The 24,502-nt window shown below is 61.1% G+C and carries 35 protein-coding genes, 1 tRNA gene and 2 pseudogenes; 16 read left to right on the top strand and 22 right to left on the bottom strand.

Features of this window, described 5'->3' with window-relative positions:
- Positions 1 to 21 precede the first annotated feature (21 nt).
- From V8352_RS13505 to V8352_RS13470, 8 genes are all read left to right on the top strand, one after another.
- The gene (locus V8352_RS13505; RefSeq protein ID WP_336424818.1) at positions 22 to 1,224 is read left to right on the top strand and encodes a phage tail sheath subtilisin-like domain-containing protein; all 1,203 of its coding nucleotides are present in this window, start codon (positions 22 to 24) and stop codon (positions 1,222 to 1,224) included.
- Positions 1,224 to 1,730: a phage major tail tube protein gene (locus V8352_RS13500; protein ID WP_336424817.1), complete on the top strand. Its 507-nt coding sequence runs from the start codon at positions 1,224 to 1,226 to the stop codon at positions 1,728 to 1,730. Before V8352_RS13505 ends, V8352_RS13500 begins: the two co-directional genes overlap by 1 nt.
- Before the next feature lie 17 nt (positions 1,731 to 1,747).
- Positions 1,748 to 2,041: a phage tail assembly protein gene (locus tag V8352_RS13495; protein ID WP_336424816.1), complete on the top strand. Its 294-nt coding sequence runs from the start codon at positions 1,748 to 1,750 to the stop codon at positions 2,039 to 2,041.
- Positions 2,042 to 2,164: 123 nt separating this feature from the next.
- A complete protein-coding gene (locus V8352_RS13490) occupies positions 2,165 to 4,327 on the top strand; it encodes a phage tail tape measure protein (protein WP_336424815.1) in 2,163 nt (720 codons plus the stop codon).
- The gene (locus tag V8352_RS13485; protein WP_336424814.1) at positions 4,324 to 4,734 is read left to right on the top strand and encodes a phage tail protein; all 411 of its coding nucleotides are present in this window, start codon (positions 4,324 to 4,326) and stop codon (positions 4,732 to 4,734) included. Before V8352_RS13490 ends, V8352_RS13485 begins: the two co-directional genes overlap by 4 nt.
- Positions 4,703 to 4,924 carry a tail protein X gene (locus V8352_RS13480; RefSeq protein WP_336424813.1) on the top strand — a complete coding sequence of 74 codons (222 nt, stop codon included), beginning with the start codon at positions 4,703 to 4,705 and terminating at the stop codon, positions 4,922 to 4,924. The genes V8352_RS13485 and V8352_RS13480 overlap by 32 nt, the downstream gene beginning before the upstream one ends.
- A complete protein-coding gene (locus V8352_RS13475; RefSeq protein ID WP_336424812.1) occupies positions 4,924 to 5,922 on the top strand; it encodes a contractile injection system protein, VgrG/Pvc8 family in 999 nt (332 codons plus the stop codon). The genes V8352_RS13480 and V8352_RS13475 overlap by 1 nt, the downstream gene beginning before the upstream one ends.
- 72 nt (positions 5,923 to 5,994) lie before the next feature.
- Positions 5,995 to 6,189, top strand: a complete 195-nt coding sequence (locus V8352_RS13470; protein ID WP_336424811.1) for a hypothetical protein — start codon at positions 5,995 to 5,997, stop codon at positions 6,187 to 6,189.
- 123 nt (positions 6,190 to 6,312) lie between these two features.
- Here V8352_RS13470 and V8352_RS13465 read toward each other — a convergent pair whose 3' ends face one another.
- From V8352_RS13465 to V8352_RS13430, 8 genes are all read right to left on the bottom strand, one after another.
- Positions 6,313 to 7,326 carry a hypothetical protein gene (locus V8352_RS13465; protein WP_336424890.1) on the bottom strand — a complete coding sequence of 338 codons (1,014 nt, stop codon included), beginning with the start codon at positions 7,324 to 7,326 and terminating at the stop codon, positions 6,313 to 6,315.
- Complete coding sequence (locus V8352_RS13460; protein WP_336424810.1) at positions 7,284 to 7,382, bottom strand: DUF6471 domain-containing protein; 99 nt, start codon at positions 7,380 to 7,382, stop codon at positions 7,284 to 7,286. Before V8352_RS13460 ends, V8352_RS13465 begins: the two co-directional genes overlap by 43 nt.
- Before the next feature lie 102 nt (positions 7,383 to 7,484).
- Positions 7,485 to 8,246 (bottom strand): hypothetical protein, encoded by a 762-nt coding sequence (locus V8352_RS13455; RefSeq protein WP_336424889.1) that lies wholly within the window; start codon positions 8,244 to 8,246, stop codon positions 7,485 to 7,487.
- A 25-nt stretch (positions 8,247 to 8,271) separates the two neighbouring features.
- Positions 8,272 to 8,439, bottom strand: coding sequence for a hypothetical protein (locus V8352_RS13450; RefSeq protein WP_336424809.1), 168 nt, complete (start codon positions 8,437 to 8,439; stop codon positions 8,272 to 8,274).
- Positions 8,436 to 8,654: a hypothetical protein gene (locus V8352_RS13445; RefSeq protein ID WP_336424808.1), complete on the bottom strand. Its 219-nt coding sequence runs from the start codon at positions 8,652 to 8,654 to the stop codon at positions 8,436 to 8,438. Before V8352_RS13445 ends, V8352_RS13450 begins: the two co-directional genes overlap by 4 nt.
- A complete protein-coding gene (locus V8352_RS13440; RefSeq protein ID WP_336424807.1) occupies positions 8,651 to 8,797 on the bottom strand; it encodes a hypothetical protein in 147 nt (48 codons plus the stop codon). Before V8352_RS13440 ends, V8352_RS13445 begins: the two co-directional genes overlap by 4 nt.
- Positions 8,794 to 9,087, bottom strand: a complete 294-nt coding sequence (locus tag V8352_RS13435) for an ASCH domain-containing protein (protein WP_336424806.1) — start codon at positions 9,085 to 9,087, stop codon at positions 8,794 to 8,796. Before V8352_RS13435 ends, V8352_RS13440 begins: the two co-directional genes overlap by 4 nt.
- A gap of 40 nt (positions 9,088 to 9,127) precedes the next feature.
- On the bottom strand, positions 9,128 to 10,312 hold the full coding sequence (locus V8352_RS13430) for a tyrosine-type recombinase/integrase (RefSeq protein ID WP_336424805.1): 1,185 nt from the start codon (positions 10,310 to 10,312) through the stop codon (positions 9,128 to 9,130).
- A 124-nt stretch (positions 10,313 to 10,436) separates the two neighbouring features.
- On the opposite strand from V8352_RS13430, the gene V8352_RS21965 reads away from it, so the two are divergent.
- Positions 10,437 to 10,670 (top strand): hypothetical protein, encoded by a 234-nt coding sequence (locus V8352_RS21965; protein ID WP_442971032.1) that lies wholly within the window; start codon positions 10,437 to 10,439, stop codon positions 10,668 to 10,670.
- On the opposite strand, the pseudogene V8352_RS13425 reads toward V8352_RS21965, so the two are convergent.
- The 9 genes and pseudogenes from V8352_RS13425 to V8352_RS13385 form a co-directional block, all read right to left on the bottom strand.
- A pseudogene (locus V8352_RS13425) lies at positions 10,572 to 10,889 on the bottom strand (flagellar motor switch protein FliG); the annotation flags it as partial. The gene V8352_RS21965 and the pseudogene V8352_RS13425 sit on opposite strands and share 99 nt — an antisense overlap.
- Before the next feature lie 168 nt (positions 10,890 to 11,057).
- A complete protein-coding gene (locus V8352_RS13420) occupies positions 11,058 to 11,213 on the bottom strand; it encodes a hypothetical protein (protein ID WP_336424804.1) in 156 nt (51 codons plus the stop codon).
- 107 nt (positions 11,214 to 11,320) lie between these two features.
- A complete protein-coding gene (purB, locus tag V8352_RS13415) occupies positions 11,321 to 12,625 on the bottom strand; it encodes an adenylosuccinate lyase (RefSeq protein ID WP_336424803.1) in 1,305 nt (434 codons plus the stop codon).
- A gap of 78 nt (positions 12,626 to 12,703) precedes the next feature.
- Positions 12,704 to 13,915: a bifunctional alpha/beta hydrolase/OsmC family protein gene (locus V8352_RS13410; RefSeq protein WP_336424802.1), complete on the bottom strand. Its 1,212-nt coding sequence runs from the start codon at positions 13,913 to 13,915 to the stop codon at positions 12,704 to 12,706.
- 247 nt (positions 13,916 to 14,162) lie between these two features.
- A complete protein-coding gene (locus V8352_RS13405; RefSeq protein ID WP_336424801.1) occupies positions 14,163 to 14,783 on the bottom strand; it encodes a hypothetical protein in 621 nt (206 codons plus the stop codon).
- 321 nt (positions 14,784 to 15,104) lie between these two features.
- Complete coding sequence (locus V8352_RS13400; protein WP_336424800.1) at positions 15,105 to 15,914, bottom strand: lytic murein transglycosylase; 810 nt, start codon at positions 15,912 to 15,914, stop codon at positions 15,105 to 15,107.
- 147 nt (positions 15,915 to 16,061) lie between these two features.
- On the bottom strand, positions 16,062 to 16,796 hold the full coding sequence (locus V8352_RS13395; protein ID WP_336424799.1) for a hypothetical protein: 735 nt from the start codon (positions 16,794 to 16,796) through the stop codon (positions 16,062 to 16,064).
- Positions 16,797 to 16,957: 161 nt separating this feature from the next.
- Positions 16,958 to 18,364: a type I glutamate--ammonia ligase gene (gene glnA / locus V8352_RS13390; RefSeq protein ID WP_336424798.1), complete on the bottom strand. Its 1,407-nt coding sequence runs from the start codon at positions 18,362 to 18,364 to the stop codon at positions 16,958 to 16,960.
- Positions 18,365 to 18,403: 39 nt separating this feature from the next.
- Positions 18,404 to 18,742 carry a P-II family nitrogen regulator gene (locus tag V8352_RS13385; protein ID WP_336424797.1) on the bottom strand — a complete coding sequence of 113 codons (339 nt, stop codon included), beginning with the start codon at positions 18,740 to 18,742 and terminating at the stop codon, positions 18,404 to 18,406.
- A 229-nt stretch (positions 18,743 to 18,971) separates the two neighbouring features.
- Between V8352_RS13385 and V8352_RS13380 the strand changes: the two genes are divergently transcribed.
- Positions 18,972 to 19,841: an NAD(P)H-hydrate dehydratase gene (locus V8352_RS13380; protein ID WP_442971031.1), complete on the top strand. Its 870-nt coding sequence runs from the start codon at positions 18,972 to 18,974 to the stop codon at positions 19,839 to 19,841.
- Between the two features lie 14 nt (positions 19,842 to 19,855).
- Here the strand turns inward: V8352_RS13380 and V8352_RS13375 are convergent, their stop codons facing one another.
- Positions 19,856 to 20,365, bottom strand: coding sequence for a Hint domain-containing protein (locus V8352_RS13375; RefSeq protein WP_336424796.1), 510 nt, complete (start codon positions 20,363 to 20,365; stop codon positions 19,856 to 19,858).
- Between the two features lie 174 nt (positions 20,366 to 20,539).
- On the opposite strand from V8352_RS13375, the gene V8352_RS13370 reads away from it, so the two are divergent.
- Positions 20,540 to 20,623 (top strand) — tRNA-Leu (locus V8352_RS13370).
- An 88-nt stretch (positions 20,624 to 20,711) separates the two neighbouring features.
- On the opposite strand, the gene V8352_RS13365 is transcribed toward V8352_RS13370, so the two are convergent.
- From V8352_RS13365 to V8352_RS13355, 3 genes are all read right to left on the bottom strand, one after another.
- Entirely contained in the window at positions 20,712 to 20,885 is a 174-nt protein-coding gene (locus V8352_RS13365; protein ID WP_336424795.1) for a hypothetical protein, read from the bottom strand.
- Entirely contained in the window at positions 20,885 to 21,220 is a 336-nt protein-coding gene (locus tag V8352_RS13360; RefSeq protein ID WP_336424794.1) for a hypothetical protein, read from the bottom strand. The genes V8352_RS13365 and V8352_RS13360 overlap by 1 nt, the downstream gene beginning before the upstream one ends.
- Before the next feature lie 388 nt (positions 21,221 to 21,608).
- Entirely contained in the window at positions 21,609 to 21,908 is a 300-nt protein-coding gene (locus V8352_RS13355) for a helix-turn-helix domain-containing protein (RefSeq protein ID WP_336424793.1), read from the bottom strand.
- A gap of 137 nt (positions 21,909 to 22,045) precedes the next feature.
- Here V8352_RS13355 and V8352_RS13350 point away from each other — a divergent pair, with 137 nt between their 5' ends.
- The 5 genes from V8352_RS13350 (at position 22,046) to V8352_RS13330 (ending at position 24,382) form a co-directional block, all read left to right on the top strand.
- Positions 22,046 to 22,279, top strand: a complete 234-nt coding sequence (locus tag V8352_RS13350; RefSeq protein ID WP_336424792.1) for a hypothetical protein — start codon at positions 22,046 to 22,048, stop codon at positions 22,277 to 22,279.
- Positions 22,280 to 22,386: 107 nt separating this feature from the next.
- Positions 22,387 to 22,719 (top strand): hypothetical protein, encoded by a 333-nt coding sequence (locus V8352_RS13345; RefSeq protein ID WP_336424791.1) that lies wholly within the window; start codon positions 22,387 to 22,389, stop codon positions 22,717 to 22,719.
- Complete coding sequence (locus tag V8352_RS13340; RefSeq protein WP_336424790.1) at positions 22,716 to 23,156, top strand: DUF1376 domain-containing protein; 441 nt, start codon at positions 22,716 to 22,718, stop codon at positions 23,154 to 23,156. Before V8352_RS13345 ends, V8352_RS13340 begins: the two co-directional genes overlap by 4 nt.
- Positions 23,157 to 23,313: 157 nt before the next feature.
- Positions 23,314 to 23,802, top strand: coding sequence for a hypothetical protein (locus tag V8352_RS13335; protein WP_336424789.1), 489 nt, complete (start codon positions 23,314 to 23,316; stop codon positions 23,800 to 23,802).
- Positions 23,768 to 24,382 carry a hypothetical protein gene (locus V8352_RS13330; protein ID WP_336424788.1) on the top strand — a complete coding sequence of 205 codons (615 nt, stop codon included), beginning with the start codon at positions 23,768 to 23,770 and terminating at the stop codon, positions 24,380 to 24,382. Before V8352_RS13335 ends, V8352_RS13330 begins: the two co-directional genes overlap by 35 nt.
- A gap of 25 nt (positions 24,383 to 24,407) precedes the next feature.
- On the opposite strand, the pseudogene V8352_RS13325 reads toward V8352_RS13330, so the two are convergent.
- Positions 24,408 to 24,502: pseudogene (locus V8352_RS13325) on the bottom strand (IS5/IS1182 family transposase); the annotation flags it as partial.

The following is a 24,502-nucleotide window of genomic DNA, read 5'->3' as shown; positions in this document are numbered from 1 at the left end:
GCAATCATCGAGGCGGATCAAATGGCATTTCTACACGGCGTTGAAGTCATCGAGGTGGACACCGGCGCTCGGCCGATCCGCACGGTGCGATCGGGTGTTATTGGCATCGTGGGCACGGCGCCTGATGCTGATCCGCTGGCGTTTCCCCTTAATACTCCGGTTTTGGTTGCGGGAAATCGCCTAGAGGCTGCCAAGCTGGACACGATCGGCACCGGCCTTGGCTCCTTGCCTGCGGCGCTCGATGGGATCTTCGACCAGATCGGCGCAGTGGTGATTGTGGTTCGGGTCGATGAGGGCATCGATGAGGACGCGACGTTGGCGAATGTGATCGGCGGGGTCGATGCGGGCACCGGCGCTTATGAGGGCGTGCATGCGTTGGCGGCGGCTGAGCCGGTTGTCGGCTTCACGCCGCGCATCCTTTGCGCGCCAGGCTGGACGCACCAGCGCATCGATGATGGCATCAATCCTCCGACTGCAAATCCTGTCGTATCTGAAATGGAAGGCATCGCCGATCGCCTGCGCGCGGTCATCGTCGCGGACGGGCCGAACACCACCGACGCGGATGCGCAGACTTACGCGGCCGATTGGGGCACCTCGGGCCGGGTCTATGTGATCGATCCGTGGGTGAAGGTCTTTGATGCAAATGGCGACGTCGCGGTGAAGCCTGCATCGGCTCGGGTCGCGGGTGTCATCGCGCGCACCGATAACGATCGGGGCTTCTGGTGGTCGCCTTCGAACAAGGGCATTTTTGGCATCATCGGCACGGCGCGGCCGGTGGATTTCAAGCTGGGCGATGCCGCGTCCCGCGCGAACCTTTTGAACGAGAACAACGTGGCCACCATCATCCGGCAGGACGGCTTTCGCCTCTGGGGAAATCGGGTGCCCACCGCTGATCCAAAATGGCAATTCATTTCGGTGCGGCGCACGGCGGATATCCTGCACGAAAGCCTGCAGCGCGCGCATCTCTGGGCGGTCGATCGAAACATCACCAAGACTTATCTCGAGGACGTCGCTGACAGCGTGAACGGCTTTATCGCTGGTCTTGTCGCGGAGGGCGCGCTTCTGGGCGGCCGGTGTTTCCCTGATCCGGATCTGAACACGCCGGCTTCCATTGCGGATGGCAAGGTGTATTTTAATCTGGAGTTCACGCCTCCTTATCCTGCGGAGCACATCACGTTCCGCTCCCACCTGGTTGATACCTATATTTCGGAGGTGCTGTCGTAATGGCTGCTCGTGATATTCTTCGCAATTTTAACCTGTTCGTGGACGGTCGCGGCTATGCCGGCAACGTCTCCGAATATTCGCCTCCCGCTCTGGCGGTCCAGACCGAGGATTTTCGGGCGGGGGGCATGGACGCTCCGATCGCGCTCGACATGGGGATGGAGGCGCTCGAGGCCACCTTCGTGCTTTCGGCCTACGATAGCGATGTGCTGGAGCTCTACGGGGTGATCGAGCGCGAAAACATCAATCTCACGGCGCGCGGCGCGCTCGAGAGTTATGATGGGTCGGTCAAGCCTTCCATTCATCGCCTTCGCGGCAAAATCACGCGGGTCGAGCGCGGCACCTGGACGCCTGGGCAGCAGGCTCCGCTTACTTTCACGTTGCGCCTCGATTTCTTCTCCGAGGAGCTCGACGGCCGGATGATCCATGAGATCGACGTACCGAACATGAAGCGCGTGATCAACGGCGTTGATCAGCTGGCGGCGCGTCGCGCTGCGCTCGGAATTTAAGGGGGGGGGGGCATTCCATGTCGGACAACAAGGCGCCGGGTTATCCGGCGTATATCAAAGAGGGGGCTGACTGCTCCCTGACTGTCGAGCTCTCGCGCGGCGTGGACATCGCGGGGGCTCACGTGACCAGCATAAAGCTGCGCGAGCCTTCTCTTGACGACCAGCTGGTGTCGCAAAAGATCGGCAACAATGCCGAGGCCGAGGTGGCGCTGATCGCTAACCTGGCCGAGGTGGCTCCGGAGGAGCTGCGCGGGGTCAAGATGCGCGATTTCATCCGGCTGCAGGAGGCGCTGGGTTTTTTTTACGATTGAGCCTTGAGGCGAGCGTGATCCGGCAGGGCGTCTTGGCTCTCGCATCACATACCGGATGGGGCCATGCGGAAATCATGGCGATGCCTACATCGCGGTTCAATTGGTGGATTGAGGGTCTGAGCGATGGCAAACCAACGGCTTAACGCCACCGTCCAGATCGGCTCGGTCCTGGAGCGGTCGGTTAAGAAAAACATCGGCATCATTCGCTCGGGTCTTGAGGGCGTTGGCGACGAAATCAAAACGATCACCGGCCGCCAAAAGGAGCTTTCCAAACAGCGCAAGGTTCTGGAAAAGCAGGGCCGCTCGGTCGCTGATCTCGATCGGGAATATGAGCAGCTCGGGCGCCAGCTGGACACGCTAAAGCGAAAGCAGGAACGGTGGACGCGCGCGGCGCAGGCATCGCAGCGGGTTGGCCATGACTTTCGCCGTATGACAGGCAACATCTCGCGGGTCGCGCGGAACGCTTCGGTCGCGGTTGGCCTGGTCGGCACGGCGATCTTCGGGCTCGCAAGTTCGACCGCCAAGCTGGGCGACGATGTCGCGAAGCAGGCTAGGAAGCTGGGCATTGGTGTCGAGGCGTTTCAGGAGCTGCGGTACGCGGCGGAGCGGTCGGGGATCGAAGTTTCCACTTTCGACTCTTCAATGGCGGCATTCGTCAAGCGGCTGGGCGAAGCGAAAGGCGGCACCGGCCCGGCCGCCGATGCGCTCGCGGAGCTTGGGCTCAACGTCGGCGATTTGTTGAAAATGAAACCAGAGGATGCACTGGCCGAAGTCGCCGGTAAAATGAAGGACGTGAAAAACCCGGCGGAGCGCGCAGCGATCGCATCCGATCTGTTCTCGCGTGCAGGCCTTGGCATGATCAATATGCTGATGGGAGGCAAAGAAGGCCTTGAGGAGCTGTTTCAGGCGGCTCGAGACACGGGTTATATGCTTTCCGAAGAAACCACAAAGGCCGCTGAAACTTTCCAGGATCGTCTGCTCGATGCGCAGCTGACCGTCAAAGGTCTTAAGAACGTAATCGGCTCTGAGTTCATGCCGGTCGTGCAGCGCTCAATGGAAACCTTCACCGCCTGGGCAAAGACCAATCGCGAGGACATCAAGTCATTCGCGGAGCAAGCGGTCCTGAGCCTTGAGCGTGTGATCCCGATCGTGGGCTCGGTGGCGTCCGGTATGGGCGAGGTCGCGGGCACGGTCGGCCGTGTTGCGGCTAAGGTCGCCGATATGGTGGGCGGCTGGGACAACTTAGGCGTGATCCTCGGGGCCGTTTTGACCAGCAAGGCCATTGCCTCGATCGGCTCGTTTGCGTGGAGTGTCGGACGCCTGGGCTGGGCCATGTGGTCGCTGGTTCCTGCGATGCCCCTGGTCGCGGGCGGGGTTAAGGCGATCGGTGCCGCGTTGGTGGCGAACCCCATCGGCCTGGCGGTCGCGGCCATCGCTGGCGGCGCCTACCTGATCTATAAAAATTGGGAGGACGTGGGCCCCTGGTTTAAGGAGCGGCTCGGCAATGTTGGCGACGTGTTCACCGGGCTGAGTGATCTGGTGGGTGGCGTGTTCACCGGAGACATGGGCCGCGCAGTCGATGGGCTCAAAACGGCATGGGGCGGCGTGGTTGGCTGGTATACGGGCCTTTTCGAAGCGATGGGCGACGGGGCGCGGTGGACCTATAACAATGTCATCAAGCCGGTGACGGACGCGATGGGCGTGACAGAAAACATCGAGGCCGGCTGGCGCTCTTTGAAAGAGACGCTTGGTGGCATCCTCGAGTGGATCGGGGCGAAGTTCGATTGGGTTCTCGAGAAGATCAAGCCGGTGGTCGACGCGTTGCGGTGGGTGGGCAGTAAGGCCGGCGACGCGATGGGCGCGCTGGGCATCGGCGGTCCCTCGGGTCCGGCGCCGGGGTCTGCTGACAATCCATACCCTCCCGGCCATCCCATGCACAAACCGCAGGCGCGCGCGACGGGCGGTTCGTTCCGCGCCGGGCCATTGCTTGTCGGTGAGGGCGGTCGCGAGCTTCGCTTTGAAAACCGCTCCGGTTTCATCGCCAACAATCGCGCGACGGAGCGGATCGCGGCGCTGGCATCGAGCGCGCGCTCCAATGTCGCGGCGGCCGTTGCAGGCATGTCTGGCGGCGGCTCTGGGCCGGTGACCAATCACATTCAGATCAACGCGGCCGGGATGTCGGCTTCGGCGATCCTGGACGAGCTCGAGCGGCGCCTGGCAAACGCGAACGCTGGCGCGCTCTACGATGGCGCGCGTGGCTACGGCCAGTATGGGGGTGTCTCATGAGCGAGCCGATGCTGCAGCTGGGCGTCTACCAGTTCTCGATCTCGACGGCCGCCTACGACGAATTGTCGCGCGGCGCCGAGTATCGCTGGGCTGCGCAGCAGCGTGTCGGCACAAACGACGCGCTGCAGTTCACCGGCACGCCTGGGGAAACGCTCGAGCTGCGCGGGGTGATCTATCCCCACTACCGGGGCGGCCTGGACCAGCTGACCAAGATGCGCGCCCAGGCGTCGCTCGGCATCCCGTTGCCTCTGGTTTCGATGGGCGGCCGGGTGATCGGGATCTGGGTTGTGGAGGCGGTTCGCGAGGGCCAGCGCATTTTCGAGCGGGGCGGCGCTCCGCTTCGGCAAGAGTTCGACATAAAAATGAGGCGTTACGATGGCGGGCTCCGTTCCCTTCTACCTTTCTGAGGATGGCGACACTGTCGATCGGGTGGTGTGGAAGCATTACGGTCGGCAGGACGCCGGGCTGGTTCAGCGCGTTCTCGAGGCTAATCGAGGGGTTGCGGCTCTGGGGCCGATACTGCCGCTTGGCACGCGGGTTAACCTGCCGGTGGAGGCGCAGCCCAAAGCCGAGGAGGCGGTTCGGCTTTGGGGTTGATGGATTTTAAACCGGCGTTTCGCGTTGAGGTGGACGGCGAGGACATCACCGGCATTCTGGTCAAGCGGCTGATCTCTTTGCGGGTGTCGGATGCCGCCGGCGTCCAGTCGGATCGCCTGTCGATCGGGCTTTCGGACGCCTCGCTGTTCGATCGGCTCAAGGAGCCCAGCGTCGGCGCCGAGATCAAGGTCTGGCTCGGGTATGGCGTGCGCCTCAAATACATGGGACTGTTCATTGCTGATCGGGTCGAAATCTCGGGGCCACCGGACGTCATGAACATCGAGGCGGTCGCCTCGCCTCACGGTGAAACGCCTACGGGCAAAACCGCGATCACGGAGCAGCGGTCGCGGTCGTGGCCGGTCGGGACGCGGCTTGGCGATCTGGTCCAGCGGGTTGCGCGCGACAACGGCATGGAGGGTGCTGTTTCGACGTCGCTGGCCGATATCGCCTTGCCCCATATCGATCAGGTGGACGAGAGCGACATCAACCTGCTTTCGCGCCTGGCGCGGGATCTGGACGCGATCGCCAAGCCGGGCGACGGCAAGCTGATCATGGCAAAGCGCGGCGAGAGCCTTTCGGTCGCTGGCGAGGCCATGCCTACGGTCCCGATCGCGCTGGGCGACGTGTCATCTTGGCGCTCGAGCCGGTCGCTGCGGGAAACGGTCGGGCAGGTGGTCGCCATTTGGCATGATCTGGGCGCTGGCGTGCCTGTCGAGTGCGTTGCAGGGTCTGGCAAGCCGGTAATGCGCCTGAAGGACCGTTACCCTACTCGGGAGGCCGCACAGCGCGCGGCGGACGCGGAGTTCGCTCGGGCGTCGCGCGCCGGCCGCGCGGTATCGGTCACTTTGACGGGAAATCCAGACCTAGTTGCCGAGGGCTTGGTTAATCTATCTGGCTTTCGGTCCTACTTGGACGGCGCATGGCTTGTGACGCGCGTTGAGCATTCGATAGACGGCTCGGGCTATCGCTGCGCGGTGGTCGCGGAGCCTCCCGAATAATTTAATAATTCGGCATTTGACAAACTGTAGTCTTGGCGACAGGCTCGGAACCTAATTTAAGGAGTTTAGAAAATGGCTGATAATTCTGTAGTTCACATCGGCGAAAACTCGCCCGAGCAGGTGGCTTTCAGGCTGACCACGATAATTGCAGTAGCAGAAGGTAAGGACATGAACCTTGCCCGCGCAAACGTGGACCGAAAATGGTTGCTCGACACTTACAGCGAGTGCCTTCAGGCTGTTAACGGGCATCGCGCTTGGGAGGGCTAGTGCAAGGCGATTAAAGCAACGCGCACTACCAGCTATCTATACTTTTTTTTTGATACACCTTCCTCTGGCACCGTCCGCCCGTAGCTGGCGGACGGATTATTTAAAACCTTTCAGATGGCTTCTTTATTTAGTGTCATGCTTTTGGTACAAATCTAATTTGACAGGAAACCTAGAAAGTGACTGAGGTATCTCACGGATCAGTCTAACCAACTCGATTTCGTTTTGTCCTTGCCGTTTATCTATTATTTCAGGTTCGTTGGCTTGAAACGCCTCTAGCGATGCTGCTCCAAAATAAAACTGTGATGTATAAATTTCGTTAAAAATTGTGCAGTATCTAACTTCGCCAAACACAATTACTCCATGAGTATTGAGAGCGGGTGTGTATCCAGCCCGAGGTAGATCATAGCGGCATTTAGCCATTTCTTGAGCGTCTCTAATTGGCGGGCCGGAAGTAAGCTGCTCGTTTTCACTTGATGCTAAGCCGTTCCATCTTTCATCGTATTCGGTAGGTAATCGAAGATTTTGAAAATTAGTGGGAACGCTTTCGTTTTCTTTATGCGTGTAGAGCCTATAGTCTTGTCTAACTTGGAGCCACTTAGCGGGAGTCGCGCCGTGATTTCGAAGAGATATTTTGAACTCGGGCTTTTGTCCAGCTTTCGTCCCCCAGTAGAACTTTACAGCGTCCACTTCTACATAGGCCCTAGCCTGATCTCTTCCGGTTTCCCGAGTTACCCTTACAGCTGCTTGAGCAGCACGGTTCGCCATCCAAGTAAGAATAAGAGTGACGATCAGCAGGAAAGTACCAATCCACACAGAGATTGTTGAGGCCAGCGCGTAGTTTCTCATATCAACAGTCGCCTCCTCAATGGATTGAGTGGCAACATTCATTGCTTTCTGGGCCGCGAGGCCTTCTATTTCTCTTTGGCGAGCTTCTTCTGCGCTACGCTTGAGGGCATCAGCGGTGGTCTCATCCTCGACGATCTCAACAAGGAAAGGTGAAGGAATGTCCGGATACATTGGAGCTTGCTGTTGGTCAGGTTGGCCATCGGAGCTGCCTGTCTGCTCTTGGGCGTAACCTGATCCGGCATTAAGTGTCAATCCAAGCGCAACTGTGATGATCCAATAGCGTGAAGACATGCCATTATAAACGCCGCTAAAAACTTCCCTCGGGACTGTTTGTTGGCGACGTTCACCTTTTCTCACTGATTCTAATATCTAGAAACCTTTTCAACAAGCAGAGCGTAAGTCACCCCCTTCAGCGCACCATTCTGCCGGTGCGGCGGCGTTGTCGCGGATTAGGCGGCTATCTGGCGGGCTTGCGCCGCACCACCCCATTGCAAGGCCATTGCCTGAGCCAGGCCGGGAAAGAACCGGCTGCGCTCTTTCCAGCGGTTAGGGCTGGGGCTGGCTTTGTGAACGCTGTCGCGCGCTGTGGTGCCGTCAAGCGTGCCGGTGCGCGTCAGGGTCGGTAAATTGCGCAGCCACAGGCATGTGCGCTTGCGTTCATTGTCTGGTCCATCCTCGTCAGTCCCGAAATGCCAAGGCTGCACGGTCTGCGCATGGGGCTGAAAGTTGGTGATTCGCTCTTTCGCGTGGCGGTGCATGACAGGGTTTTCGACGGCGACCATGGGGATATGCTCGACGTTCCACACGTCCGAGAAGAGCGCGACGCCTGCCTCCAGCTTTTTCCATGTCAGGGCCAGCTTTTCCGCGTCGCTCATGCCGGGCCATTCCAGCCGTTCAGCGGCGCTCAGGTCAGCGATAGGGTTTTTTGCGGGCTTGTCCAGCCAGCGGACGCCACTGTTGCACAGGCGCGTGCAGGGCGGGTGCATGACGGCGAGAATATCCCAATCGTCCATCATCATCACGTCGCGCACATCACCGACGATATGGCGGTTGCTCGGTCGCTCAGCGGGCAGAAGATCGCAGGACCATGCGTTGTGGCCGAGGCCGTTGAAGGCATCGCGGACGACGCCAGATTGCTCGCAGCCGATCAGCACCTTTAGCGGGCGCTGAGGGTGAGAATCGAAGGCGGGGAAGAAGCTGGCCTGCATCATCACCTGTGGTATCCTTCTTCCAGTCTTAGTTGTCGGACGTACCTTGCGGTTTTTCCCAAGGGGGGGGCGGCAGTGTCAGCGGCACTGTGCCTTTGCGGGCCGTATTTGTGTATCCGACAATGCGCGAGATATTCGCCTTGCGGTCGCGCGGGTTTTTCGGCGGGCGCATCTGGTGAATGGGCGGCTGGTTCATTCTGATCTTACCTTTCTTCTGTGCATGGAGCGTTTTTTTCTGGCGAGGCTCAGGGTCGTCGCCCTGCCGAGGCATGAGGAGATGGTTCTATTCATCGCACCCGCGATTTCCTGCCATTTCTCGCCGGCAAAATAACGGCGTGTGAGCTCGTCATCTTCGTCAACGGACCACTTGCCTTCGACAGTGTGGCCCGATTTCCTGGGCGTCTGGGTCATTTCCTGATCAATACCTTTCTGTTGGCTTCCGGTGACTTCTTGTAAACTTGCAGCGCCATACGCGCGTCGCGCTGGGCGTCCTCGAGCGTCTCGGCTCGCGCGATCGCCTCGAGATAGGTGGAGAGCTTGTCCAGCGTGTTCATTGCGGCTCCCCCTGGTCTATGCGGATCGCGTAGACCTCGACGAGCTCGGGTCCGAATTCGGGATGCGTGATTGTGGTCCTGCGATAGCCCCGCCAGGGCCGTTTCATCCGGCGTTCGGTGTCGGCCTTGGCCGGATAGCCGAGAATGATCTCGATCTGGTCAAAGTCTTTGCCTTCGATGCGCTTGGTCCAGTAGGGCGTGACCAGACGGAATTCCTCGGTCTTGGCGCCACTCTGGATCTGATAGAAGTATTCGGCTTTGACCGGGAGGTGCAGCGTCTTGCGTTTCATGCGGCGCTCCTGTTCTGGAGGGCCGATCCGTGCGCTGGGCCTACTTGTGGAGCTTGGTCACTGTGGCGGATGCCTGGCCGGTGACAAACCGGGCCCATTTCTCCATGACGATCGCTCTGCGATCGAGGAGGTCCGATCGGGCGTAGGATTTGGCCACCTTGGAGTGGATCGTGTGGTTCAGCACCGTTTCGGCCACCTCGTAGCTGCAGGCATCGGTGTCCTGCACCCATGTGCGAAAGCTGGTCCGGAAACCATGCGGCCGCCCAATCTCGCCCAGCGCATCGAGGTGTTTCTCCAACCCGCGCGAAGTGACGGAGTTGCCGCGCCTCGCGGCAAAGATCAGATCGTCGCGGATCTGCGCTTGCTGTTCTAGCAACGCGATCGCCGGTTCCGATAGGGGCACGCGAAACTCCGTAACCTTTCGGCGCATCCCCTTGATGCGTTCCTTCGGCACGGTCCACACGGCTCCGTCCACTTCGCTGAACCTGGCGCCGCACGCGCTGTCCGATCGCACCAGCGTCAGAATGATCCAGCGCAGGCATTGCGCCACGTCGCCTCTCGTATTGAGGCGCTCGTAAAGGGCTGGGATTTCCTGCCAAGGGGTCGCGGCCAGGGGCGTCGGCGTATAATCCACCTCGCCGAGCAGTTCCTTCGCCGCTTCCACTGTGAAGGGCTCGCAGTCGTATCCCATGAGCCGGGCTTTGGTGAACACCAGGCGCGTGCGAGAATAGGCCTTTTCTGCGACGGCCGGTTTGGTGTGCCAGATCGGTGCCATCGCTTCCTGGACGTCGCGGATCGTGATCTTGGAGATTGGCTTGGCGCCGATCTTGGGGATGATGTGCGTAGCGAGCGGGCTGAGCCACCGGCCGCGCGTCCCGTCGCCGCGCAGCGTCGCTTTTCGCGCCTCGAATACCGCAGCCACCATATCCGCAAAGGTCGGATCGACGCGCTGGGCATTTATCGCTGCGGCTTTGGCTTGTTCCTCGCGCACCTGGAGCGGATCGCGTCCCGCGCGCACTTCGGCTGCCCATTGGTCGCGGGCCTTGCGCGCATCGGCCAGGCTGACGGCTGGCCAGGCGCCGAGGCCCATTTCCTTGCGCCTCCCGAAGATCGAGAAGCGATAAACCCAATACCCGCCGGCGCCGCGCTTGACGAGCCTCAAACCGGCCCCATCCTCGAGCTTGCCGTCTGGCGCCTTCCGTATCCCTACCGCAGTCAGCTTCATCCTGCTCCCCCAGCTGCTCCCCCAGGCGGGGGTGCGCTTCCCAGGGGCAGCATGTGGCACCATGCGACAGCTCTCCCCTTACTGCGTTGAGTTGTAGTGCAAAGTTTGGACGCCATGCAACGCCATGCGACAGACCATCGGTTCCTTCGGCCTGCACGATGGGCACCAGATCATCGACATCGGCGGCGCGCACCTGCTCCCATGGGTCACCGAACTGGCGCACGCCCGCCTCCTTGCGCAGGCGCGCCGCCGTTTGCGGGCTGATGCGCCCATCAAGCGCCGTCAGCGCACCGGCCATGCCGTGGGGAAAGGTGAGGCCCATCGCCTCAAGCTCGGCCGCGAATTCGGTCACGACTGAAATGAGCGTCGTGCGGTCGACGTAGCGCATGGATCCCATCTGCGCGGTCAGCGTGCCTTGCAATGCGTCGGGCAAGTCCGAAAGCCGCACATCTGCCCCCTCATTGAGCAGAAAACGCACAATGATAGCCGCCTTCTGACGCCGTGTCAGACGCGCAGCGGTAACCGCGCGCGGCTGGGATGGTGGCGCGATGCGGGCAAGCGGGGTGGGTTGGCTCATGTCGGTCCTCGTGCGGGCCCATGCGGGCATTGACACGATGCTAGACTGCCAAGAGTGAAGAAATGTCTAAAACGCAAACGCTACAGCGCATAAAAACGGAACCGGAAATACCGGCCCAATGCGTCTGACCACGGCCCGCCCTGCCGGGCGAGCCGCAAGATCAGTGGATCAGCTGCTGACGGGCAGGCATGCCTTGGCATCTGCGTCATAGGTGCTGCCTTCGGCGCATGACATGGCCTGCGTGCTCTTGCTGTGTTTGCAATCCATGGCCATCGACAACGTGGGTGCCAGTGTCAGAACAAGTGCTACTCCGAAAGTCTTCATATCAAGTGCCTCCTGTTTAATGAATGACGTAAGGGTAACTGCAATTCCCCCACGCCACCTAATCACTTTTTCGCAGGTGCGGCGCTTGGTCTCAGGTCTTTCGGGTTTCAGTCCTTGAAAACGCGCGCAAAGATCGTGTCGACATGCTTGGTATGGTAGTCCAGATCGAATTTCTCTTCGATCTGCGCGGCGGTCAGCACCTTGAGCACATCGGCGTCGCCCAAAAGCTCGGTCTTGAAATCCTTGCCTTCTTCCCAGACCTTCATGGCGTTGCGCTGGACCAGCTTGTAGGCGTCCTCGCGGCTGACGCCGACCTGCGTCAGGGCCAGAAGAACGCGCTGCGACATCACGAGGCCGCGGAATTTATGCATGTTGGCCAGCATGTTGTCGGGATAGATCACCAGCTTGTCGACCAGTCCAGTCAGGCGCGCCAGCGCGAAATCGAGCGTGATCGTGGCGTCGGGGCCGATGTTGCGCTCGACCGAGGAGTGCGAGATGTCGCGCTCGTGCCAGAGTGCCACGTTCTCCATCGCTGGCACGACTGCCATGCGGACGAGGCGGGCAAGGCCAGTCAGGTTTTCGCTCAGCACCGGGTTGCGCTTGTGCGGCATCGCGCTGCTGCCTTTTTGGCCGGCGCTGAAGAACTCCTCGGCCTCCAGAACCTCGGTACGTTGCATGTGGCGGATCTCGATCGCGATGTTCTCGATGCTGCTGGCGACCACACCCAGCGCGGCAAAGAACGCGGCGTGACGGTCGCGCGGGATGACCTGCGTGCTGATCGGCTCGGGCTCGAGGCCCAACTGCTTGCAGACATGCTCTTCAACGGCGGGGTCGATGTTGGCGAAGGTGCCGACAGCACCGGAAATCGCGCCGGTGGCGATTTCGGAGCGGGCCTTTTCCAGCCGGTTCAGGTTGCGGTCCATCTCGGCGTAAAAGCGCGCGAAGGTCAGGCCCATGGTTGTCGGCTCGGCATGGATGCCGTGGCTGCGGCCGATGCGGACGGTGTCCTTATGCTCGTGGGCGCGGCGCTTGAGCGCGGCCAGAAGCGCCTTCATATCATCGATCAGAATGTCGCTGGCGCGCACCAGCTGCACGTTGAAGCAGGTGTCCAGAACGTCCGAGGACGTCATGCCCTGATGGACAAAGCGCGCCTCGTCACTGCCCACATGCTCTGCCAGATGCGTCAGAAAGGCGATGACGTCATGCTTGGTCACGGCCTCGATCTCATCGATGCGGGCCACGTCGAATTCCACGTCCTTGGCTTTCCATACCGCCTCGGCATTGGCGCGGGGGATGACGCCCAGATCGGCCATCGCGTCGCAGGCATGCGCCTCGATCTCGTACCAGATGCGGAATTTCGTCTCGGGCGACCAGATGGCGACCATTTCGGGGCGGGAATAGCGGGGAATCATGGGGCAGGCCTCGGGTTTGGGTGGCGGTTGCGCGGGGTTTAGCCCGCGCGCGCCTCGATGCCAAGGCAGGGCAGGGGCCTACCCCGCCTGCGTCACGATCTGCGATGTTGCCTCAAGGGTCCGGTGCACCGGGCATTTATCGGCAATCTCCAGCAGGCGCGCGCGCTGCTCGGCGTCCAGATCGCCTTCAAGGAAGACGGTGCGGATAAAGCGGTCGATCTTCTCGGGTGTGACGCCGCCCGCATCCTGCGCATGGACCTTCTCGTGGCTGACATCGACGCGCACATGGGCCAGCGGCCATTCCTTGCGCCGCGCATACATGCGGATCGTCATCGAAGTGCAGGCGCCAAGGCCCGCGGACAAGAAGCCGTAGGGCGACATGCCCCGGTCGGTGCCACCATAGGCCAGCGGTTCGTCCGCGACGGCGTGATGATGCGGGCCGGAATTGATGTCTTGCAAAAACCCTTCCCTGTCCGCCTCGCTGACGCGCACGATCCCCTCGGGCGCGCCGGGCGGCGGGGCCGGTGCCCGCAGGTCGAGATAGCGCGCGCTCCAGGCGGCGATCACCCCGGCGGCGTATTCGGCATCCTTGGGGCCGGTGATCAGGTGATCGGCCGTGCCAAGGGTCACAAAGCTCTTGGGATGGCGCGCGGCGCGGAAAATCTCGGCGGCGTTGTCGATGCCGACCACCGCATCAAGAGGGGCGTGCAGGATCAACAGGGCCTTGCCCAGCTGGGCAATATCGGGAGCAAGCGCGGCGGCGCTGACATCCTCGACAAAGGCGTGTCCAATGCGGATGGGGCGCCCGCCAAGGTCCACCTCGGCGCTGCCGTCGGCGGCGATCCGGTCGAGTGCGCCTGCGAAATTATGGGTGACATGGCCCGGATCGAAGGGCGCGCCGATGGTCGTGACCGCCTTGACCGAGGGCAGGCGCCGCGCGACCCGCAGCACGGCCGCCCCGCCCAAGGAGTGCCCGATCAACAGGCTGGGCGCCATCCCGCGCGCCTCCAGCGCGCCGGCAGCCAAGACCAGATCATCGACGTTGGAGGTGAATGTGGTGTTCTCGAACTCGCCTTCCGAATGGCCCAGCCCGGTGAAATCAAAACGCAGCACGCCAATGCCCGCGCCAGCCAGCCGCGCGGCGATGCGGCGCGCAGCGAGAATATCCTTGGAGCAGGTAAAGCAATGCGCAAAGAGCGCCGTGGCCAGATGCGGCCCCTCGGGCAGGTCCAGCCGTGCGGACAAATCGGCGCCATCGTGGCCGGTAAATGTAAGGCGTGTCGTCGGCATCGGCGCGGATCCTCTTGGCGTGTTGCCTAGAGAGTAGCCATCAGCGGCCCCGCTTGCACCCCCAACCGATCACTTGTCACGGCAAGGTGAGATCAGGCATACGGGCGCCATGGCCGTGTAAAGGCTGCGTTGGCTGGCTTGGCGGCCCTGCCGCTTGGCTTGCCCACGCCTTTACGGGTTCGTCGCTAGATCTACCGACAGTGGGCGGGGCCTTCCCCGCCAGTCATTCCTACCGGAAGAGTGGACATCACAGGAAGGGAAGGGAATCCTCCCTCAGGATATTATAGACCAGAAGGGCGGCGCCGACGCTGGGGACCTGCAACATCATCGACAGGCTGAAGGTGTAGAGAGTCAGATGCATGGGCAGGCTGATGGCCTTTTCCTGATCGACTTCCGTCAGCACCTTGCGCAACTGCTTCAGCCGGCCTTCCTCGGTGTCTTCTTCCTCGACTGCCGGTTGCGGCGGTTCTTTCTCGATGCTGTGGCCCTGCAACAGATAGGGCGACCAGCTGGCATGATGTTTTGACAGATCCTCATCATGATTTGACGACGGCTTGGCGCTCTCGTCTCTTGTGTTGAGGACCATCTCGGTCACGAAGTCGATGAAATCGGTATCGACCTTGCGATCGACCTTGCACCTGAACACATTGTCAGCTCCGAGGTGCTCCCCGGCTTGGTCGATGATGCTCTCGGCGATTGAGGTTAGCGCAGGATCATCAATGTAACCGTAGCCGCCAAGCGAGCGGCTTACCGCGATCACGAGATACCAATCACTCTGGCGCGGGCCGGGCTCGACCCAACCAAGAGCAACACGGATGGGACCACAATCGAGGATCGCGACATCCTCGCAATCGTGCGTGATATGCACCTGTCCGCACCCTCCGCCCGCAAGCCTTGTGCGAAAAGCGCATACGATGTCGTCGAAACCTGTCTGCAATGGGATAGAGAACTGCAAGGCGGCAGCAGTGCCTGAGTAGAGCGTGCGCATAATGTTTCCTGATCCGGTTGATTGTCCACGGAATCAGTTAACTGCGCAATCAGGACGGGATTTGGATCAAATTGTGTCTATGATGCGGTATACACGCTAAAAGGGAGCGCTCCAGCCAATCCCTGCGACATGGGACGGGTCATCGCCGTTCCAGCCTTGCGCTTGGGGCTTGCTGTGAAGTCGCTCCAAACACGCGCCCAATCAGCGGCGGACACGCTCGGCGGCGTAGGCGATGGCGCGTTGATAATTGCCGGAATCGTTCCATGCCGCGAGGACGCGGAAATTGGCAGTGCCCTCGCCGAAGGGTTGCCCGGCGCGCCAGCCGTTCGCGCGCAGCATATTGGCGGCCGTCGCAAGCGCATCGGCAGCCGCGTAAGGATCAGCGCGGCCATTGCCATCTGCATCCACCGCATATTGCGCCCAGTTGCCCGCGAGGAATTGCATATGGCCCAGCTCGCCCGACGGGCCACCACCGGTGCTGGACGTGATGACCCCTCTGTCCACCAGTTGCAGCGCTGCAACTGCATGCGGCACAAAGCGCGGATAACGGCGGCAATAGGACGCTAGTGTCACGGCGCCGCTGACAATCGGGGTGCTCCCCATATAGCCGCCCCAGCTGGTTTCGAGGCCCCAGATCGTGGCCAGAATACTGGCCGGCACCCCATAACGCTGCTCGATCGCGGAAAATGTATTGGGGTTGCGCGCAATGCGGTTCTGAACGCGCGCGATGAAATCAGCGGCAGAGGTGCCTGACCGCTTGGCCAGAAACTGCGCCGGATCGCCCTGCAACGTTCCCGTCTGGCTGGAGGGCTGCGATTCGAATCGCCAGGTGATGCTGGATAGCCCCGCTTGCGCCAGGGCCTGCTGCCCACGCTGTCCCACGCCCTGCGCCGCCGCCGTTTGTGCCAACGACTGTTTGTACTGCGCAAATGCACCCTTGGATGTGATGCACTGGCTGGCCGCTGGGGCGGCGATGAGGGCTGCGAAAAACGATAGGGCGATGAGGCGCATGATGATCCCGGAGGTGACTGAAAGATGCCACCAGTCTAACGGCGGCGCACCACTGTGCCTATAGCCAACACGGATAGACAGGGTTGCGCCACAGTTCGGCAGCAAAAGAGGCGGGGGCGCCCATGCAGTCCGAAGCTGGCGCGGGGATCAGATCACGCTCATCATGCTCTGGAAAACGCCATTCAAGGAGAGCCCGTCGCCGATTTTGGGCACTTGCAGGAACAATGCGAGGCAGAGCGAGTAGATGATCAGATGCGTCGACATACCGATCGCCTCGTCGTCCGGCGCAACCATGATCTCGCGCAGTTGACGGATGCGATCCTGCTCGGCGCATGTGCCGTCGAGCGGGGCATTGACCTCGGGCGCGGCGCGAGACCGCAGGGCATGGGCAGACCAGAATGCGTATGACTGGGGATCATCCTCGTCGATATCGGTGGGCTTGGCAGCGGTATCTTCTGCCGGAGTGCTCAGGACGAGTTCGGTAAGCAGGTCGATCAGGTCGGCATCTATCGGCTGGCTGATCTGGCCGCGAAACACATTGTCGAACCGCATGATGCGCTCGACCTGCGCGACGATACGGTCCCCGAGTGCATCCCACGCGGCGCTCTCGGTTTCCATGGTGTCGCCATCCTTCGAGGAGCCAGCTGCGATGACCAGATACCAGCACGGCTTGCGATCGCATGGTTTCACCCAACCAAGAGCGATCCGCAAAGGCCCCCTGTAAAGGATGGCAAGATCATTGCCATCCCATGTGATCTGCCTTGGGCCGGGTCCGCATGGATGCATCGTAGTGTCGAAGGCCCGCACGATCTGTCCAAAATCAAGCGCGGGGCGGCTGGAGAATTCCAAAACGATCGCAGTTCCAGAGTGGCGCGTTGGCATGGTTACACCTGTTCCTGTTGTTGTTTCAGCCACCAGAGGACGGTGCAACCTAGAGGGTAATGTGGAGAGATTGTGTCAAAATAAAGGTATGCAGGTTTGAAACGAAAACGGCAGCGACGCATTCCTGCGCCGCTGCCGCCGATTGCTACCCGAATTAGGGCTTAGCAGCTGTAATACAGGCCAAATTCGACCGGGTGAGGCGTCATTTCGTACTTCAGGACTTCCTCCATCTTCAGTTCGATGTAACCCTCGATCTGGTCTTTGGTAAACACGTCACCGGCGAGCAGGTAGTCCATATCACCCTGCAACTCGGTCACTGCTTCGCGCAGGCTGCCGCAGACGGTGGGGATGCCTTCCAGCTCTTCGGCGGGCAGATCGTAGAGGTTCTTGTCCATCGCCTCGCCGGGGTCGATCTTGTTCTTGATCCCGTCGAGACCGGCCATGAGCAAGGCTGCAAACGCCAGATAAGGGTTCGCCGCCGGATCGGGAAAGCGAGCCTCGACGCGCTTGGCCTTGGGGCTTTCGGTCCAGGGGATACGAACGCAGCCCGAGCGGTTGCGCGCGGAATAGGCGCGCAGCACGGGTGCCTCGAAGCCGGGCACCAGACGCTTGTAGCTGTTGGTCGTCGGGTTTGTGAACGCGTTGAGCGATTTGGCATGCTTGAGGATGCCGCCGATGTACCACAGCGCTTCCTGGCTGAGATCTGCGTATTTGTCGCCTGCGAACAGCGGCTTTCCGTCCTTCCAGATCGACATGTTGACGTGCATGCCGCTGCCGTTGTCGCCATAGATCGGCTTGGGCATGAAGGTTGCCGACTTGCCATAGGCCTGCGCGACGTTGTGGATCACGTATTTGTATTTCTGCAACTCGTCGGCCTGCGTGGTCAGCGTGCCAAAGATCAGGCCCAGCTCGTGCTGGCAGGACGCGACTTCGTGGTGATGCTTGTCCACCTTCATGCCGAGACGCTTCATCGTGCTCAGCATTTCGGCGCGGATGTCATGCGCGTCATCGGTCGGGTTGGTCGGGAAATACCCGCCCTTCAGCCCCGGACGGTGGCCCATGTTGCCCATCTCGTATTCGGTGTCGGTGTTCCACGACCCGTCCTGCGCGTCGACCTCATAGGACACCTTGTTGACGGTGTTCGAGTAACGCACGTTGTCAAAGAGGAAAAACTCGGCCTCGGGCCCCATGAAGGCAGAATCGCCGATGCCGGACGACTTCAGATAGGCCTCGGCCTTTTCGGCGGTGCCGCGCGGGTCGCGGTCATAAGGCTCACCCGTGTCAGGCTCGACGATCGAGCAATGCACGCAGATCGTCTTTTCCGCGTAGAACGGGTCGATGTAGGCCGTGTCGGTATCCATCATCAGTTTCATGTCCGACGCTTCGATCGATTTCCAGCCCGCGATGGACGAGCCATCGAACATGAAGCCCTCTTCGATGAAATCCTCGTCGACCAGATCGGCAACGATGGTCACGTGCTGCAGGCGGCCGCGCGTGTCGGTAAAGCGGATGTCGACATATTCGACGTCCTCGTCCTTGATGGTCTTGAGCAGATCAGATGCGCTCATGTTTTGATCCTCCATTTGGGTATGCTTGCTGGCTCGCGCTCAGAGTGCGTCCGAGCCTGTTTCGCCGGTGCGGATGCGAACGGCTTGCTCGACGGGGCTGACAAAGATCTTGCCGTCGCCAATCTTGTCAGTCTTGGCCGCCTCGATGATCGCCTCGATGGCGGCGTCGACCTGGTCATCATCCAGCACCACGTCGATTTTGACCTTGGGCAGGAAATCGACGACATATTCTGCGCCGCGATAGAGCTCGGTATGGCCTTTCTGGCGACCGAAGCCCTTGACCTCGATCACACTCAGGCCTTGGATGCCCGCGTCTTGCAGGGCTTCCTTCACTTCGTCCAGCTTGAACGGCTTGATGATCGCTTCGATCTTTTTCATCACCCGGCTCCTTCCAAAGTCGCAAGTTCCGTGCAGAGAAACCACGTGGCGCCGGGGGGCTCAATGGGCGGGCTATGGCTGGGGATTGCGGGTGAGAAATCTTTGATGGATTGCTGAAATATTAGGCGGTATGTCTAATTAGTGGGCAGAATTGAGTCGCCAGCATCGCTTGCACGAACTGGTTGCGCACGGCACCCTGAGTGCGCCCGCCTACGTCTGGAGACTGCCAATGGAGCGCACGCCCCGCACCATCACGATGAGCCCTGCGCGCGTGCAAAGCCTGCGCAAGTCAGGCGCCGCGCACAAATACGATTATGGTCATGCGCTTGTTCTGTCGGGCGGGCCCGGTGCCACGGGCGCTGCCCGACTGGCTGCGCGGGCCGCGCTTAGAATCGGTGCGGGGCTGGTCACGCTGGGTGTGCCCCCGGCCGCGCAGCTTGAGGTGGCGGCGCATGAAACGGCGGTCATGCTGAAGCGTATCCCTGATGCCGAGGCGCTGGAGGCGGCGCTGCGAGATGCCAGGCTCACCACGTTGTGCCTTGGCCCCGGATTCGGCGTGGCGCGGGCCGGGGCGCATTTGCGGGCGGCCTTGGGCGCGCCCGCAAAGGGGGTGGTGCTGGATGCGGATGCTCTGACCGCCCTTGCCGAGGATCCTGCGCTGATGAGTGGGTTGCATGGCGGCTGCATACTGACGCCGCATATGGGCGAGTTTGCCCGTGTGTTCCCGGATCTGGCAGAGGGTTTGCAGGCGCATGGCGATGTGTCGGCGCGTGCCGCGATGGTCCGCGCGGCGGCCGCGCGGGCGGGGTGCACCGTCTTGCTCAAGGGGGCCGAGACGCTGATCGCCGCGCCCGATGGCGGTTGCAGCATCCACACGGCAACCGGTGCGCGGGCCGCGCCATGGCTTGCCACCGCAGGGGCGGGCGATGTGCTGGCCGGGTTGATTACGGGGCTGATGGCGCGAGGACAGAGCCCGCTTGCCGCAGCCGAAACGGCCGCTTGGCTGCACGTCGAGGCGGCGCGCCGGATCGGCCCCGGCCTGATTGCCGAGGATCTGCCCGATGCGCTGCCGGGGGTCCTGTCGGCGCTGGATGTCTGACCGCATGGCCCGGCTCAGGCCGCGCCCTGCGCCTTTGCGTCCTGGCGCGACGTGATCGCAGGTGAGGCCAATTCCAGCCCATCGGCGTAAAAGACATGGGGTGTGTCGAAGCGCAGTTCGAACAGCGTCATGGTCTGGAGGCCCTCCGAGACAATGAACTCACCGTCGATCAGCGCACGAGCCGGCGCCACCGCCTGCCGCAGGCCAAAGAGAGCCTGCGCCCGCCAATCGCGCACAAGCACCTGCTGGCCCTCGGGCAGCACCACGTCGCGGTCAGGGCGCGTGTCGCCCAGCGATCCGGCCATGATCCGCACGGCGCGCACCCGCATCACATGCCGGTGCACGGATGTCAGCACCGCCGTGCCGCTGTCCCTTGTGATGATCCGGTCACCCGGCAAAAGATGCTCGACCGGGATTTCCCCGTCGAGTGTCAGAATTATACTGCCGGATAGCACTCCAGCAGGCTCCAAAGGGGCCTCAAGGGTCATTTGCCCGTGATCGCGCCCGGCCGTTTTCGGCGTCATGGCGTATGTCCGTGTTTTTATCTGCTCATTATTACGCACAGCATATCTCAAGATCCGGTAAATGTCCTCTTTTTTGTGCCTACTATCGCGGCGTGGCGATTTTCCCCCTCGCGCCGCCCCGCGCGCTGCGCTAGACGGGGTTGGCGCTGCGCCTTTCGAGGGCTTGGCGCCTGTGCGGGTGTGGCGGAACTGGTAGACGCACCAGATTTAGGTTCTGGCGCCTTTGGCGTGGGGGTTCGAGTCCCTTCACCCGCACCACAAACCAACTTAAAACGCCATATTTAAATGGCGCGAAAAAGGAGGCCGCTTTCGTAGCCCCCCAATTAGCCCCCCAAGTGTGGCGTCGCTATGCGCGCCCCTCGATCAGCGCTTCGAGGTCAGCCGCCTTTACCAGCGACGCGCCGTCCAGGCGGTGGATTGTCAGCCGCCAGGCCTTGGCCAGACGATAGACCTTCGCGCGCCCTATGCTGTAGAGCGCCGGAATCTCGGCTATGCGAACGTAGATTTTCGAGCGGGCCATCACTTCATCCTCATGTCATAGGTCTGTTCGACACGCTCGATGCGGGCGCGCAGGGCCGAAACCTCGGCCATCTTCTTCTCGACGGTCTGCTCGTACTCCTTGATCGCGCGGGCAACCTCGGACTGCATCTGCGCCTTTGCGCCTTTCAGCACCACATCGACCTGGGTGCTGAACTTGGAGAGCTGGTCCATGAGCGCGCCGGTTTCCTCGTTGCGGCCTGCGGGCCTGTCGGCATCGTCGCGGATCTTGGCGACCCAGCCGGGCATGACACCGCCGCCGATTTCCTCGGCCACCACGCGATCGGTATAGTTGCCGCTGTAGCGCTCGTTATCCACGTCATAGACAGATTCGAGCGCGGCGAGATTTCACGGCGCTGCGCGCGTGTGGGCTCGCGGGTGCCTTCGCATTTCTTCTGCGCGGGCTCTTGCTTCGTCGCGGTGGTAGTGTTCATGGCTTTCGAGCCCTCTTCGCATGATGGGCAACGCACCTTGCCTTTGATGTGGGATCAGCCTCGGGCGCTGGCCTTCTTAACCAAGTGGCTGATGTCTTGGCCATTTTGACTCCTTTAACAGGAAACACACAGATCCTTGCTCAATATAGCTACCTTTTGCAAAGTGAAATATATTGCAATAGGTAGCTAAATGTCGCGCGTGATATGTAGAAAGGCCGCCTTCAGAGGCGGTTAAAGTCTTGGTTTGAAATGTAAGCCTAAGGGGTTGGGCGCTATCTGCGGCGCAATGCAGCCCGAGCCATATCCATCCAGACGTCCTGTTGGCTGACGTTCATGGATCGAAATGCTTCAATTAAAGTCTCTTCGGAGCTGAGCCCATGAGCGCCATGATCTATCAGTTCATCAGGATCAACACCCAGTGCGTCGGCTATCCGCTCTTTGATGGCGCTGTTCAGCGACCGATCCCCGCGCTCCAGTTGCGATAGATATGGGCGGGCTATTTGAAGTCTTTCTGCGAGCTCTTTTTGACTGATACCTTTTTCAAGCCGGATCTCTTTTATGCGAACGCGCATGGTGGCCCCCTTGCTACTTAGAGCAACTCTATATCACCGCAGATCGCCATTGTGAACGAAAAGAATGCCTTTTTTGTGTTGACGGGTCGTGCAACAGGTAGCTAACAAAGTACCACCGAAGCAACGGGGGCTTAAAAATGAGGCTGACCGAAAATGTTGAACATCAGACGAGAGGTTCACAGCAACCTTGGGTGGATGAGTTTGGCATCAGCCGCACCTTCTTCAATCAGCTTGTTGTCGAGAACCGGATCCCGTCGCTTGCCGTGATGATGCGGATCGAGTCTAGCACCGGCGCCGGAGTACCACTGAGCATCTGGACAGAGACGGTCAGTGCGGAGCCGGTTCAAGCCGCCGAGGGCGTCGAGCCGTGAAAACCTCCCCCAGCATGAATCAAGATTGTGTGGGAGCGCTCTATCACTGTCGTCGCAGCACTTTTCCGCGAGTCGGTGCAGCCGTGGATGCGGTGTGGCTCCGCAAGATGAGGGAAAACCAGCCCTACAATGAGGCCAGGACCCACGCCGGGCATGGCCGCTGGCTCAAGCATATTGAGGCCTTGGGCATCACCTATGCCGCGATGCTGCTGAATTGGGATTGGATCGCCGCCCGCATCAACGGGATGGACGCCATTCACGAACGCTTCCCGGTCAGCCGCGCCTACGTCTGCACATGGAAGATCGACTTTCGTGGGGGTGGATCGCCGCCCCAGCGCAACGCCTGGCTGGTCTGGGACCGCGAGTGGCAGGGCGAAACCGTGCTGCGTCGCCTCTACCGCGAGGCCGGGGCCAGCGCAGGGCAGGGAGTGCTGATATGACATTCAACGCCGCGAAAGCGCGAACCAAATATGCGCTGCCGTTGTGGGGGGATGCCTTCGTCCGCGACACCTTGGACCTGTCAGCCGATGAAGTCGGGGCCTTTAACCTGCTCTTGTGGGCCATGTGGTCGCGCGAATCCTGCGATCTGCCAGACGACGACAGGAAGCTGGCTCGCGTCGCCCGCGTGACGCCGAAGCTGGCTCGCGTCGCCCGCGTGACGCCACAGACGTGGAGGCGCCGTGTGCGACCGTCACTTGCAGCCTTCTTCGTGATCGAAGGCGGGATATGGATGAGCGTCAGATTGCGTCGTGAGGCCGTCAAGACGGAGAAGTTTTTGAAGGCCCAAAGTGACCGGCGGGCCGGGCCTGATCAAAAAAAACGAGGCTTTCACGCGCCATGGTGGCGCGCAAACGGGCGACATAGAATCGGAGGTTAATTCCCATAAGCCACTGAAAAAAAAGAAGCCACCCTTAACCGGGGATACATCGGCGGATACCACCCCGGAACATCCTACCCAAGAAACCAAGAGGCCAAGTAAAGAGGGTGGTGGTGGTAGCGCGCACGCACGCGAGGCTGAAAATCCCGCCGATGGGATGGACGAAAAACCGGACGCGACACCACCGGCAGAGCCGTGGTCGCCACCACCGCAAACCGATCTGACCGAACGCGAAATGCTACTCGAGGCCATGGGCTTCAAGCCCGAGGGCGGCGTCGCAATTACCGCCAACGGCCAGATGCTCGGCAGAATGTCCGACGTGGCCGAGTACCGGGCATGGCGCGATGATCTTGGACTGACATGGGACGAGGTGATCGGCGTCATTGCCGAGGTCACTGCATCCCGCAACGGCGCCGAGCCACCAACAGTTTTCAAATACTTCACCAAGCCGATGCAACGGTTCGCCGCGCTCAAGGCGCGTGGCCCATTGCAGCCCAGCGACACACCCCCAGCGCCCACAGGAGGCCGAAATGCGAGACGAGATCAGCACCACCGAAGTGACGCAGCTTTCCGAGAAACACTCCGTCGTATTGAATCGGGAGAGATCAAACTTGGATCTGGCCGCCGCAGTCCGTTCGGAGACTGACAAGGCCGAAATCGACACATTGATCCTCAAGCTGGCAAAGGTCGCCTGCAACGTCGGGTTCATCCCAGATTGGACGGAGGAAGAATGGGCCGACATGTACAACGAGTTTCGCTTAGCCCTTCGGGATATGCCATCATGGGCCGTGGAAAACGCATTCCACGATTGGATGCGCGCCCATCCGCGCCGCCCGAGCCCGGCTGAAATCGTGATCTTGGCAGAGCGTGCCTTGCGCCCGATCAAGGACGAGATTGCCCACCGCAAAAAGGAAGCGGCCCGGCTGGAAGAGCAGGAGGCCGAGCGCCGCCGCGCCAAGCTGACGCCCGAAGAAGCCGATGCCATCTGCGCCCGCGCTGGCTACACGCCCAAGCACTTCGAAGCTGTCAAAAGCGCGCGCATGGTCAGGGACCGCGCTGACCTCGAACGCGTGGCCGAAGAGCGCGCACGCACACCACACTGGACCGAAACAGTCGACCCCGACAGCCCGGAGATGGAAGCGCTGCGCAAGGCCCGCGACGAAAACCCACTGGTGAAAGCAGCCCGAGCCGCCGCCGCTCGCGACGTCGCCAAAAAGGCACAGTGAGCAACACCGAGCCTAGGGTCAGGACTCACAGCCAATAGATCACGGTGGCGGCGAGTGCGATGGCTGACAGAAACACCTTCGGGCACCTGTCGTATCGAGTTGCGACGCGTCGCCAGTCCT

The organism is Roseovarius sp. D0-M9 (assembly GCF_037083805.1).
Taxonomy (GTDB): domain Bacteria; phylum Pseudomonadota; class Alphaproteobacteria; order Rhodobacterales; family Rhodobacteraceae; genus Roseovarius.
The sequence above is the reverse complement of the archived record's forward strand: the minus strand, read 5'-3'. Positions and strand labels throughout refer to the sequence as shown.